Below are 12,019 nucleotides of genomic sequence, written 5' to 3'. Positions count from 1 at the left end.
TTACGTTAGTTTGTGCAGGCACCTGTGTGGTGGGGCAGAATTGATCCATGCCCCGTTCAAACCGACCCCGCCGCCACACTGGGACGGCGTCACGTAAATGGGCGCAGGGCGCCGAGCTTGACCTGGACCGCGCCCGGGCGGGCATCCCGGAACGGCAGAGCGCGCCGGACGGGGAGTGGAACGTGCGGCGGATCACGCCGGGCAGCGCTGCCAAGGATTACACCTGCCCGGGGTGCGGGCAGATGATCCGTCCCGGAGTGGAACACTTGGTGGCATGGCGGCAGGACTCGCTCTTCGGGGCGGAAACAGCCTTGGCAGAACGGCGGCACTGGCACCCGCACTGCTGGAAGACCCGGAGTTTCCGTTACCGCTAGCCGGGGAGTTCCCGCGGCAGGCTAGCGCTGGTCTTGCCGGCTGATAATGACCTCTTTGATCAGCAGCATCACCGCGGCCGCTGCCGGGATCGCCATGAGGGCACCGAGGACGCCCATCAGCAGGCCGCCGGCAATGACGGCGATGACCGCCACGGCACCCGGCACGGCGACCGCCCGTTGCATGATCCGGGGCGAGACGAAATACGCCTCGAACTGCAGGTAGGCGAAGTAGATGATGGCAAAGAGCACCGCGGTCTGCCAGTCCACGGTGAGCGCCACGAGCGAGACCATGATGCCGGCGATCATGCCGCCGACCAGCGGTATGAAGGCCAGCAGCGCTACCAGGAACGCCAGCAAGACACTGAAGGGGACGTCGGCGATGGACATGGCGATGAAGGCCACCACGGCGTTGACGAGGGCAACGCAGGCCTGCCCGATCACATAACTGCCCACGCTTCCCGTGATTTCCTCGGCCAGGAACTGCACACGTTGCCGCCGCGATCTCGGCGCGAGCCGGTAGGCCCAGACCTTCATCGCCGGCAGCGAGGCGAGGAAATACAAGGTCAGTACCAGCACGATCAGTGCACCGAAGGCTCCTTGGAAGACCCTGCTACCGACACCGAGCACGCCGCCGAAGATGCCGGTAACGGCGTCGGAGTTGGCAAAGAACTTGGCCACTTCCTCATCCACGCGGTTGCGGACCTGGAAGCGTTCGTCAATGGACTGGAAAACCGGCGACTCCAGGAATTCGTCGACGTATCTGGGCGCGTTGGCCACGATCTGCGTTGTCTGGTTGACGATCGTCGGAATGAGCGTGGAGAAGAACGCCGCCAGGAGCCCGGCCAAGGCAAGGACGACGGCGACAACTCCGGCCGGCCGCGGCAAGCCCTTGCGCTCCAGCCACCGGACAACCGGATCCAGGCCGAGCGCGATGAAGAGTGCGGCCGCGATCCAACCAAGCAGTTCGCCGATGTTGGTGAGGATGAAATACAACAGCAGCGCCATTCCGACACCGACGGTCGCCATGAAACCGAAGTGGATGGGGTGGCGTGCAGCGGTATAACCGGAGACGGCGGCGGGAGGCGGCGGTTCGACGTCGTCAGCCTCATCAGGTGTCCGGGCTTCCGGCGGCATTTCGAACCGCAGACGCGGTTGGGCGCGGGGAATGGAGGCGCCGATCCGGCCGAGGGCGGTCAGGACGGATTTCCGGCGGGCAGGCGTGACCGGAACCGGGCGGGCGGCCTCCTGCTCGCTGGAGTTATCGTTGCCTTCGGCACCGGCCGGATTTCCTGTATGCTCCCTCACGCGTATGAACCTGTTTCCCTCAGCCCGCGAACGTAGACGGGATGGACTTTGTCGAAGAGTATCAGCGGTTGTCAGCAGCAACCACGGGTGGCAGGGCCGAACGCCGGTGCCCGGGTGGCGGCTGTCACCAAGAAGGCACTCTAACAGCCTTTTTCGTTACCATAGGGTTATAAAAGATCGGCCGATGACGAGCGATGACATTTCCACCCGCGGACTGACCCCGTTCCGCCGCGGTTTGACGCGGGCGTCATGCCCCGCAGCGACGATTGATAGGTATTTTTGTGCGTTTAAAAATTGCAGTGGCCCTGATTGCAGCCGGCCTCCTCGCCGTGGTGCTCGGAATCGCCCTGCGAACCGTCTGGGCACCTCCGGAGACAGTTTCCGCGAGCTATTCAGCAGCTGAATCCACGGCGCCGGTGACGGTGATCGAGCCCGGCGTGCTTGGCGTGGATGATGAACGCGTGGATATCACGGTTGAAGGCGAGGGAGAGTTCTTCCTGGCAGTGGGCCGTGCCGGCGACGTTGATGCCTGGATCGGCGAAGCCGCGCATACGTCAATTTCCGCCGTAGCGGACGGGCAACTGCAGGGCAGCGCGGTAGAGGGAGACGCGAAGGTTCCCAACCCCGCAGGATCGGATCTGTGGGTCAGCGAAGAGACCGCCGCGCAAAGCACCGAGCACCGGTGGATCGCACCTGCCGAGGGCGAGTGGTCCATTCTGCTGGCTGCAGACGGTACCAAGCCCGCCCCCACGAACGTTACGGTCAGCTGGCCGAACGACACCACATCTCCCGGGAGCATCGCCCTGATCATTATTGGCGCGTTGCTGGCAGTGCTCGGACTGGCCATCGCCATCATTTCCCGCCGCGGTGGCGGAGCTGCCCCGGCCGGTGGGCCTGGTGACCGGCCTGCCGGCAGCCTGGACGAGACCGCAGTTGTCAGCGGCCGCCGCGTGGCAGCAGGGGGCGGCTCCGGTGCCTCCGCCGGAAGGGCTGAATCCCGTACCGATGGACGACGTTCCGGCGCTGGAGCCTTGGCCGTCGTGCTCGCTGCGGGTACGGCGCTGACCGCGCAGGTCCTGCCGGCGCACGCCGGCGAGCCTGCCGCTTCGCCCGAGGCGGCAGCGGCTGCCTACCCCGTCGTGCTGGACGGGCAGTTGAACTGCATCATGGATGCAGTGGCTGGAGCTGTCACCGCGGGTGACGCTGCTCGCGACGCCGGCGAACTTAACGCCCGGGTCGGCGGTGCAGCACTCGCACTGCGTGAGGCCAACTACAAGGTCCGGGCAGAGAATGGCGATGTGGCAGCACTCGTGCCCGTTGCCGCGGATCCGGTTCTGACCTCCATGGTCGACAGCGGCCCGGAGTGGCCCCGGACCGTTGTGGCGGTGACGCGGGGCGACGACAACCCGGTTCCGCAGGTAGTGGTGCTCTCCCAGGCAACGCCGCGGGAGAACTACAAGATGGTCCACGCGGTGCAGATGCTGCCCGGAACAACTTTCCCCCAGGTCTCCACCGAAAAGGGCGGCTCCCCCTCGGTGCCGGCTGATAGCAAGGACGGCCTGCTGCACGCGCCGCAAGAGGCCCTGAAGCTGCTGGCCGGCCATCTGACGGACGGCAAGAACAAGGAAGCCGTCGCGGAGAATACCTTCGCTGAACAGATCACGTCCTTCCAGAAGGACCAGGTCGCGTCCAACGACAATGCGGACATCTCCTTCAGCCGCAGCGTCGACGGGAAATCCGTACGGGCACTGAAGACGGCCGACGGCGGGGCCATGGTCTACGGATACATGCGCAACGTTATGAGCAGCGTTCCGTCGGAGCCGGGTGCCACCGTTGGACTCTCCGATGAGTTCGCGGCGCTGGCAGGGGAGCAGACCACCACGAAAGGCGTGGACGTCACTTACGGTGAGTCCGTAGCCATCTATGTTCCGCCGGCAGGATCCAAGGAGCCGATCACCGTTATCGGCGTGGCCCAGGACCTGGTGGACGTCCGCCTGAAGTAAGTCCGAACACCTGCCCGCCGAATTCGGAAGGCCCCGAGGATCCGTATTAGTGTGATGTCATGAGCATTCCAGCTTCAGGGCAGGGCCCTGCGCCGTCATCCCTTAATCTCCGCGGAGCCGTGGATCTGTCCGCGCTTAAGCGGCCGCAGCCACCGGCGGGCAACGCGCCCGGTACGGCGGCGCCCGCCGGTGAGGACGGCAACGGCGCACGCGTACCCTACATCGTGGACGTCAATCAGGAAAGCTTCTCGTCCCTGGTCCAGCTTTCCGCGCAGGTTCCGGTGATCGTGGAACTCACGGCCGGATACAGCGACATCGCCCAGCAGCTGTCCGCCGTGTTCAAGAAGGTGGCGGACGAATACGCCGGCCGGTTCATCCTGGCGCGGGTTGACGTGGAGGCCAGCCCCGGCATCGGGCAGGCGTTCCAGCTGCAGAGCGTGCCTGCGGCCGTGGCCTTGCTGAAGGGCCAGCCCATTCCGCTGTTCCAGGGCCTCGCCAGCGAAGAGGAACTGCGCTCCTTCGTGGAGGAACTGCTCAAGGTAGCTGAAGCCAACGGAGTGACCGGGCGTGCCGGTTCTGCCGACGGACAGGAGGAAGCCCCGGCCGAACCGCCGCTGCCGCCTCTGCATCAGGAGGCGTTCGACGCGATCGAAGCCGGTGACTTTGCTGCCGCTGCCGCCGCCTACCGCAAGGCGCTGGCCGAGCAGCCCGCCGATCATGAAGCCAAGACCGGGCTGGCGCAGGTTGAACTGATGCAGCGCCTGGAGGGTGCCGATGGCGCAGCTATCCGCACCGCCGCGGCGGAGAACCCGGATGATCTGGCAGCACAGCTGGCAGTGGCGGACCTGGATGTATCCGGCGGCCATATCGAAGATGCGTTCGCGCGGCTGGTGAAGTTTGTCGCCCGGAACGCCGGCGATAACCGCGAAGCGGCACGCGCGCGCCTGGTGGACCTGTTCGAGGTTGTCGGGGCGACGGACCCGCGGGTTTCCAAAGCCCGCCAGGCCTTGGCCCGGGCACTTTTTTAAAGGCGGGCCCGGTGGCTGCCGACGGAACAACGGGACTGTTCAGCCCCATCATCCTGCGGGGTCTGGAGCTGGCGCACCGCGGATGGGTGGCACCGATGTGCCAGTACTCCGTGGACGGCGCGGATGCGCCGGGTGTGCCCAACGACTGGCATCTGATGCACCTGGGCCAGTTCGCGGTGGGGGGAGCGGCACTGATCCTGACCGAAGCCACGGCGGTAAGCGCCGCAGGACGTATCAGCGGCCGTGACACCGGCATCTGGACCGACGCGCAGGCAGATGCTTGGAGCCGGATCACGGATTTTGTCCACCGGCACGGGGCAGCCGGTGCGAAGGTCGGCATTCAGCTTGCCCACGCCGGCCGCAAGGCCTCCACCTACTGGCCTTTCGCCGTCGAGCGTGGAAGTGTCCCGCGCTCGGAAGGCGGCTGGCAGACTCTCGCCCCGACCAGCGAACCGTTCGGCGGACTGGACGCACCGGAGGCACTGGACGAAAACGGAATCCAACAGGTCATTACGGACTTCAGGGATGCCGCGGCCCGTGCCGTCTGGGCCGGTTTCGACACCATCGAAATCCACGGCGCCCATGGCTACCTGCTGCACCAGTTCCTCAGCCCCCTGGTCAATAACCGGGACGATGCCTGGGGAGGGTCCGAGCTGAAGCGGTCAAAGCTGCTGCTTGCGGTCATCGACGCAGTCCGCGGCGTGATCCCCGATGCTATGCCGCTGCTGCTGCGTGTTTCGGCCTCGGACTGGGCCCCGGGCGGGCTGGACCCGGAGTCGGTTTCCCGGATGGCTGCGGCCGCACGCGAACACGGGGTGGATTTCGTCGATGTTTCCAGCGGCGGCGCCGTGCCCGGTGTCCGCATTCCGCTGGCTCCCGGCTACCAGGTGCCCTTCGCCGCAGAGCTCCGGCAGCGGACCGGGCTGCCCGTCGGCGCGGTGGGGCTGATTTCCTCGGCCAGCCACGCCGACCACATTATTTCCGACGGCGACGCGGACGCCGTCCTGATCGCGCGCGCCGCCTTGCGTGACCCGCATTGGTGGCAGCGCGCCGCCGTGGAACTCGGTCATGATCTGCCCTGGGCCCCGCAGTACCAGCGTGCAGCCGTGCGGGAGAATTTTTAGTCCTTGCGGATGATGTGAACAGGGAACCGGCGTTGTTACCGTGGGTTCATGACATCCCCCGACGCCTGGCCGCCTGCCGATTCCGGCACGGCTTCTCCCGCACCATCTGACTATCCCGAGCCGGTCCAGCCGGCCGAAACAGCCTCGGTTCCACCACGCGCACCGGCTCTTGCCGTCCGCGGTCTGGCGAAGCGCTTCGGCGAGAAGATCGCCGTCAACGGCGTGAACCTGGATGTGCCGACGGGATCGTTCTACGGCCTGGTGGGGCCCAACGGTGCGGGTAAGACCACCTCTTTGTCCATGGCAACGGGGCTGCTGCGTCCGGACTACGGCCAGGTGTGGGTGCATGGTGTCGACGTGTGGGCCCAGCCGCTGGAAGCCAAGCGGCTGATGGGGGTGCTGCCCGACGGTGTGCGGCTTTTTGACCGCCTAACCGGCGAGCAACTGGTCACCTATGCGGGCCTGCTGCGCGGGATGGACCGGGAAACCGTGGCCGGCCGGGTCGCGGACCTGCTGCGGGCGATGGACCTGACTAATGATGCAGGCACGCTGGTAGTCGACTACTCGGCGGGCATGACCAAGAAAATCGCGCTGGCTTCGGCGTTGATCCATGCCCCGAAGCTGCTGGTGCTGGATGAGCCGTTCGAGGCGGTGGACCCGGTCTCGGCGGCCAACATTCGGGACATTCTGCACGATTACGTGGATTCGGGCGGCACGGTGATTGTCTCGAGTCACGTGATGGACCTGGTCCAGCGCATGTGCGACCACGTTGCCGTCATCGCCAACGGCAACGTGCTGGCAGCCGGCACCGTGGACGAGGTCCGGGCCGGGGCCAGCTTGGAGGACCGGTTTGTGCAGTTGGTCGGCGGCCGGAACCAGGCGGAGGGACTCGAGTGGTTGCGCACCTCGTAAGGCTCAAGCTGACCCTGCTGCGCAACGGCTTCAAGCGCAGCCCCTGGCAGCTGGTCGGCGTCATCCTCGGCGGCCTCTATGCGCTGGGCGTCCTGGTGCTGCTCATCGCCGGGCTGGTCCTGCTGGCCACGCACGAACCAGGGATAGGACGGATGGCCGTCATCCTCGGCGGTGCGGCCGCGTTCCTGGGCTGGGCGCTGATCCCCATGGTGGCCACCGGCGTCGACATGACACTGGACCCGGCCCGCTTTGTCACGTTCGCCGTGCCCATGCGGCAGCTGCTGCTGGGACTGGCCATCGGCGGTGTTATCGGTATTCCGGGCCTGGTCACCTTGCTGGCGGCGTTGGGCCAGGCTGCCATGTGGTGGCGCCAGCCCGTGGCGATGATCGCGGCCATACCCTGCGCCGCCGTCGCAGTTCTGACCTGCATTGTGCTCTCCCGGCTAACAACGTCAGCGTCAACCACGCTGGCCAGTTCACGCCGGTTCAAAGACCTCAGCGGCATTATCGGCATCATTCCGCTGATGCTCCTGGGCCCCATCATCATCGGCGTCACCGAGGGACTGCAGAGCTCCCGCGATTTCCTCCCCTCACTGGCCGAAACGCTCGCGTGGACGCCGCTGGGCAGCATCTGGGCAGTGCCCGGCGACCTGGCGCTGGGAAACTGGGGCGTGGCGGCGGCCCGTTTCGCCATCGGCGCGGCGTTCCTGGCCCTGATCGCCTGGTTGTGGAAAATCAGCCTGGCCCGTGCGCTGGTGACGCCGCCGTACAACGCGGTCACCCGCCGGGCCGGCGGCCGTCTGGGCTTCTTCTCCCGTTTTCCCGGCACGCCCACCGGTGCCATCGCGGCACGGGCCCTCACCTACTGGTTCAAGGATCCGCGCTACGGCGCTTCGCTGATCTCCGTTCCGCTGATCCCCGTGGTGATGTTCTTCGCCTTCTCGCAGGGCGGTGATTTCAGCTTCATGATGTGGCTCGGCCCGATCATGGCGTTCCTGCTCGCTTTCGGCATCTCGGCCGACATCTCCTATGACAACACCGCCTTCGCCCTGCACCTGACCACCGGCGTCAGCGGCCTCGCGGACCGGGCCGGGCGCGTGGTGGCCTGCGCGGTCTTTGCGCTGCCGGTGACGCTGGTTTTCGCCGTCATGCCTTTCTTCTGGCTGGGCAGCTGGGAGCTGCTGCCCGGGGTGCTGGGCCTGTCGCTGGGCACCTTGCTGACCGGCTTCGGGCTCTCCAGCGTGGTGTCGGCCCGCTACACCTACAACGTCCCGCTGCCGGGGGAGAGCCCCTTCAAGACTCCGCCCGGCTCGACGGCCCGGATGATGATCGTGCAGATGGGCGGCATGGCGGTCCAGCTGCTGCTGGTGCTCCCGGAGGCCGGCCTGCTGCTGGCCGCCATGCTCACCGGCGACGCAATCTGGAGCTGGGCGGCGCTGGCTGTCGGCCTGTTGCTGGGTGCCGTGCTGCTCTTTGTCGGGCTGCGGGCCGGCGGGAAGTGGTATGACCGCCGGGCCCCCGAACTGCTGCAGGCCGTGGCCGTCAACAAGTAGCCTCCGCTGGACGGAAAAGTCCAAATAACGACGGCGGGGCCTTGGGTTTCGCCGTCGTTAGCACCTCGGGTGCGGGGAAGCGGCGGGTAAGATGGACACATGACTTTGCCTCCTGATCCCTTCGAAAACGACCCGTACCGCGATCCTTCGGGGCCGGGCGGTTCCACCGCAACCATTGAACGCGAAGAGCAGCGCGAGGAACTCGAGCCCGGAGACCGGGAGCGCTTTGCCCACTATGTGCGCAAAGAGAAGATCATGGAGTCCGCGCTCTCAGGTGAGCCGGTGATTGCCCTGTGCGGCAAGGTCTGGACGCCGGGCCGCGACCCCAAGAAGTTCCCGGTCTGCCCCGAGTGCAAGGAAATCTACGAAGGACTGCGTTCCGGAAAAGACGATTCCGGCAAGAAGTAAGCCTGTCCTCGATTCACCTGCGGCCGTCGGAGGTTCCTTCCGGCGGCCGTTGCCCGCTGCCTGAAAGCATGTACTGATTACCAGATGACCGAACCACCCGCCGCCGCACAGGGAGCGATGTCCGCCGCCTACCGGCCGCTGACTATTGGGCTGCTGGCCATCATCACGCTGACCGCGTTCGAAGCGATGGCGGTCGCCACGGCGATGCCGGTGGTCGCGCAGGAACTGCACGGGCAGTCCAGCTACGGGCTGGCGTTCTCCATGTTCCTGACCGCTTCGCTGCTGGCCACAGTAATCGCGGGCATTTGGTGTGACGTCAGAGGCCCGACGCCCTCGCTGGGGATTGGCCTGGCGCTGATGGTGGCGGGCCTGGTGCTCTCCGGCGTGGCGGATACGTTCTGGCTCTTCACCGCCGGGCGGGCCGTTGCCGGGCTCGGCGGCGGCTTCCTGATCGTGGCGGTCTACGTGATCATCGGGCAGGCGTACCCCCAGCAGGTGCAGCCGGTCATTTTCGGCTGGCTCGCGGCGGCCTGGGTGGTGCCGTCCCTGATCGGTCCCTACGTGGCCGGACTGCTGGCGCAGTACTTGTCCTGGCGGCTGGTCTTCTACGGCGTGGCACCCATCGTGCTGCTGGCGGTGCTGGTGATCTGGCCCTCGGTGCGCCATCTCGGAGCGCCGGAAGAGCCGACCATGGACCGGCGCCTGGGCAAGCAGCAGGCTGTCCGCGGACTGGTCCTGGCCGGCGGCGTGTTCCTGGCCCAATGGGCGCTGTACCGCGCAGTCCAGACGCCGGAGGCAGGAACGGCCGCGGCACTTTATGCCGTGGCGGCCGTCGGTACCGTGCTGGCGTTGCTGGCCCTGCCGGGTCTCATGCCGGCCGGCACACTGCGCCTGAAGCGCGGGCTGCCCAGTGTCGTCGCCACCCGCGGGTTCATCAACCTCGCGTTCTTCGGCGCCGAGGCTTTCATCCCGCTGATGCTGGTTGCTTCCCACGGCATCTCGCCGGCGACGGCAGGCCTGGCGCTGACTTCGGGCGCGGTGGGCTGGAGCATCGGCTCGTTCGTGCAGGCGCGGGTGCGGACAGAGAGGCATTGGCTGCTGGTCATCGGTTCCGGCGTGCTCGCGGCCGCCATGGGACTGATGTCGCTGCTGACCAACCCGGAGGCACCGTTCTGGCTGCTCATTCTCGTGTGGGGAATCGCCGGTTTCTCCATGGGCGTGGCGCTGTCCACCACGTCGGTCATGATTCTGAAGATGTCCGCTCCGGCCGAGCGGGGCCGGAACTCGGCGTCGCTGCAGTTGGCGGACCAGCTGGGCGGCGTGGTCGGCACCGCGGGAGCCGGGAGTTTGTTCGCGCTGCTGCGGAACCCGGACAACCCTGCGGACACCGGCGTGTACGTGGTGATCTGGCTCGCACTGGCCGTCTTCGCCGCGGCCGCCATGTACACTGGCTGGCGCAGTGCTGAACAGGATCCATTAGCTGCAAACCGCAAGGAGTTTCGCAAAGTATGAGCCAAGACACTCTCTTCGGTTCCGGACCGGCGCTACCCCCCGCCTACCCCGAACGGGCTGCCTGGGGTACCGCACCCAAGTTGCGCCAGTGGCAGGCCGAAGCGCTGGAGAAGTACTTCTCCATGGCGCCGCAGGACTTCCTGGCGGTTGCTACTCCCGGCGCCGGTAAGACCACGTTTGCGCTCCGGGTTGCGACCGAGCTTGTGGAGCGCGGGACGATCAACCGCATCGTCGTCGTGGCCCCGACGGACCATCTGAAGCGCCAGTGGGCCGATGCCGCGGCGCGGGTGGGATTGTCCATCGATCCGAACTTCAAGAATTCCGACGGCGCCCATGGCCGCGACTTCATCGGAGTCGCTGTGACCTATGCGCAGGTGGCGATGAAGCCGATGCTGCACCGGGCCAAGACTGAGGCCGCCAAGACGTTGGTCATCCTGGACGAAATCCACCACGGCGGCGACGCGCTCAGCTGGGGCGACGGCATCCGCGAGGCATACGAACCGGCCACGCGCCGCTTGGCCCTGACCGGTACCCCCTTCCGCTCGGACACGGCGGCCATCCCGTTCGTCGAATACGCCGAGGACAAGGACGGCATCCGCCGCTCGAAGTCCGACTACACCTACGGCTACGGCAATGCGCTGCGCGACCATGTGGTCCGCCCGGTGATGTTCATGGCGTATTCCGGTCAGATGCGCTGGCGTACCAGCGCGGGCGAAGAATACGCGGCCTCTCTCGGCGAGGCGGCTGTCACCAAAGACATCACTGCGCAGGCCTGGCGGACCGCGCTGAACCCGCAGGGGCAGTGGATTCCCTCGGTGCTGGCGGCGGCCGACAAGCGCCTGACCGAGGTCCGCCGCGCCGTCCCGGATGCCGGCGGACTGGTGATCGCCACGGATCACGAGGACGCCCGTGCCTACGCTGGACAGCTCAGCCGTATCACAGGCGAATCGCCCACCGTGATCCTGTCCGATGATGCGGGGGCCTCTGAGAAGATCGAAGAGTTCTCTGCCTCGGACAGCCGCTGGATGGTAGCCGTGCGCATGGTGTCCGAAGGCGTTGATGTGCCGCGCCTCTCCGTGGGCGTGTATGCCACCTCCACCGCGACGCCGCTGTTTTTCGCCCAGGCTGTCGGACGCTTTGTGCGTGCCCGGACGCGCGGCGAGACCGCATCGGTGTTCCTGCCCTCCGTGCCCAACCTGATGGCCCTGGCCAACCAGTTGGAACTGGAGCGCGACCACGCGCTGGACCGTCCGGACAAAGACAATGACGAGGGCTTCGTTCCCGAAGAAGGCCTGATGGAGGCCGCGAACCGGGAGGACAAGGCTTCGGACTCGCTGACCAAGGGCAAGTACGAGGCGCTGGAGTCCCAGGCTTCGTTCGACCGGGTGCTTTTCGACGGCGGCGAATTCGGCACTGGCGGCGAAATCGGGTCCGAGGACGAGCTGGACTTCCTCGGCATTCCCGGACTGCTGGACGCGGAGCAGGTGGGCACGCTGCTGCGCCAGCGCCAGCAGGAGCAGCAGTCCCGCAAACGCCTGCGCAGCGGTGGCGCCGCGGAACCCGAGCCGCAGGTGGTGGACCACCGGCAGCTGACGGAACTGCGCGGCCAGCTGGCCAAGAACGTTTCGGCGTGGTCCGCACGCTCCGGCATGCCGCACGGCATGGTGCATTCCGAACTGCGCCGGATCTGCGGCGGCCCCGCAGTGGCCCAGGCCAATGAGGAACAGCTCAACAAGCGGCTGAAGAAGCTCCAGGACTGGTTTATCGGCCGCAAGTAGCAAGCAGGCGTCAGGTAGGCCC

10 protein-coding genes are annotated in these 12,019 nt (G+C 66.6%); 9 read left to right on the top strand and 1 reads right to left on the bottom strand.

Going from position 1 to position 12,019, the window contains the following annotated elements; translation table 11 throughout:
• The first annotated feature begins 47 nt into the window (after positions 1-47).
• Positions 48-374 carry a hypothetical protein gene (locus B0G38_RS08940; RefSeq protein ID WP_264669125.1) on the top strand — a complete coding sequence of 109 codons (327 nt, stop codon included), beginning with the start codon at positions 48-50 and terminating at the stop codon, positions 372-374.
• A 21-nt stretch (positions 375-395) separates the two neighbouring features.
• On the opposite strand, the gene B0G38_RS08935 is transcribed toward B0G38_RS08940, so the two are convergent.
• The gene (locus B0G38_RS08935) at positions 396-1,679 is read right to left on the bottom strand and encodes an AI-2E family transporter (protein WP_413542049.1); all 1,284 of its coding nucleotides are present in this window, start codon (positions 1,677-1,679) and stop codon (positions 396-398) included.
• A 281-nt stretch (positions 1,680-1,960) separates the two neighbouring features.
• Here B0G38_RS08935 and B0G38_RS08930 point away from each other — a divergent pair, with 281 nt between their 5' ends.
• The 8 genes from B0G38_RS08930 (at position 1,961) to B0G38_RS08895 (ending at position 11,997) form a co-directional block, all read left to right on the top strand.
• Positions 1,961-3,682: a hypothetical protein gene (locus B0G38_RS08930; RefSeq protein WP_264669124.1), complete on the top strand. Its 1,722-nt coding sequence runs from the start codon at positions 1,961-1,963 to the stop codon at positions 3,680-3,682.
• Positions 3,683-3,741: 59 nt separating this feature from the next.
• Positions 3,742-4,710, top strand: a complete 969-nt coding sequence (locus B0G38_RS08925) for a tetratricopeptide repeat protein (protein ID WP_264669123.1) — start codon at positions 3,742-3,744, stop codon at positions 4,708-4,710.
• Positions 4,711-4,721: 11 nt separating this feature from the next.
• Positions 4,722-5,834: an NADH:flavin oxidoreductase/NADH oxidase gene (locus B0G38_RS08920; protein WP_264669122.1), complete on the top strand. Its 1,113-nt coding sequence runs from the start codon at positions 4,722-4,724 to the stop codon at positions 5,832-5,834.
• A gap of 48 nt (positions 5,835-5,882) precedes the next feature.
• On the top strand, positions 5,883-6,746 hold the full coding sequence (locus tag B0G38_RS08915; RefSeq protein WP_264669121.1) for an ABC transporter ATP-binding protein: 864 nt from the start codon (positions 5,883-5,885) through the stop codon (positions 6,744-6,746).
• The gene (locus B0G38_RS08910; protein WP_264669120.1) at positions 6,728-8,299 is read left to right on the top strand and encodes a transporter; all 1,572 of its coding nucleotides are present in this window, start codon (positions 6,728-6,730) and stop codon (positions 8,297-8,299) included. The genes B0G38_RS08915 and B0G38_RS08910 overlap by 19 nt, the downstream gene beginning before the upstream one ends.
• A 99-nt stretch (positions 8,300-8,398) precedes the next feature.
• Positions 8,399-8,707, top strand: a complete 309-nt coding sequence (locus tag B0G38_RS08905; RefSeq protein ID WP_264669119.1) for a DUF3039 domain-containing protein — start codon at positions 8,399-8,401, stop codon at positions 8,705-8,707.
• Between the two features lie 84 nt (positions 8,708-8,791).
• The gene (locus B0G38_RS08900; protein WP_264669118.1) at positions 8,792-10,219 is read left to right on the top strand and encodes an MFS transporter; all 1,428 of its coding nucleotides are present in this window, start codon (positions 8,792-8,794) and stop codon (positions 10,217-10,219) included.
• Positions 10,216-11,997 carry a DEAD/DEAH box helicase gene (locus tag B0G38_RS08895; RefSeq protein WP_264669117.1) on the top strand — a complete coding sequence of 594 codons (1,782 nt, stop codon included), beginning with the start codon at positions 10,216-10,218 and terminating at the stop codon, positions 11,995-11,997. Before B0G38_RS08900 ends, B0G38_RS08895 begins: the two co-directional genes overlap by 4 nt.
• The last annotated feature ends 22 nt before the right edge of the window (positions 11,998-12,019 follow it).

Origin of the sequence: Crystallibacter permensis (assembly GCF_025960875.1) — a bacterium.
Taxonomy (GTDB): domain Bacteria; phylum Actinomycetota; class Actinomycetes; order Actinomycetales; family Micrococcaceae; genus Crystallibacter; species Crystallibacter permensis.
This window is presented reverse-complemented; position numbering and strand designations above follow the sequence as displayed.

What these genes read in the sequence shown, in the direction of transcription:
- B0G38_RS08900 (WP_264669118.1), top strand. Translation starts at nt 8,792, where the DNA reads ATGACCGAACCACCCGCCGCCGCACAGGGAGCGATGTCCGCCGCCTAC.
- B0G38_RS08895 (WP_264669117.1), top strand. Translation starts at nt 10,216, where the DNA reads ATGAGCCAAGACACTCTCTTCGGTTCCGGACCGGCGCTACCCCCCGCC.
- B0G38_RS08940 (WP_264669125.1), top strand. Translation starts at nt 48, where the DNA reads ATGCCCCGTTCAAACCGACCCCGCCGCCACACTGGGACGGCGTCACGT.
- B0G38_RS08915 (WP_264669121.1), top strand. Translation starts at nt 5,883, where the DNA reads ATGACATCCCCCGACGCCTGGCCGCCTGCCGATTCCGGCACGGCTTCT.
- B0G38_RS08905 (WP_264669119.1), top strand. Translation starts at nt 8,399, where the DNA reads ATGACTTTGCCTCCTGATCCCTTCGAAAACGACCCGTACCGCGATCCT.
- B0G38_RS08925 (WP_264669123.1), top strand. Translation starts at nt 3,742, where the DNA reads ATGAGCATTCCAGCTTCAGGGCAGGGCCCTGCGCCGTCATCCCTTAAT.